Raw genomic sequence first — 231 nt, forward strand, 5'->3', positions numbered from 1 at the left:
TATGGGACTTTTATTAAAGTTGGGGCTGGGTTTTTTTATAATTTAGCAAAATATGAAGAGGCTTTTCTTTTCTTTTTCCCGGCAGCAGCCTATCTCATTACCAATGATGGAACTCGGGGAGACGAAGTTGCCCAGTATTTCGGTGCTAGGAAGGATAGGGTTTATTTTTGGAAGAACGGCGTAGATGTAAAAAAAAATAATTTGAATTTTGATTGGCGAGCCAATTTAGGG

1 pseudogene is annotated in these 231 nt (G+C 38.5%); it reads left to right on the top strand.

Going from position 1 to position 231, the window contains the following annotated elements:
* Positions 1-231 (top strand): annotated as a pseudogene (locus CI070_RS13545) (hypothetical protein); the annotation flags it as partial.

This window comes from Akkermansia muciniphila (genome assembly GCF_900184965.1).
Classification (GTDB): domain Bacteria; phylum Verrucomicrobiota; class Verrucomicrobiia; order Verrucomicrobiales; family Akkermansiaceae; genus Akkermansia; species Akkermansia muciniphila_A.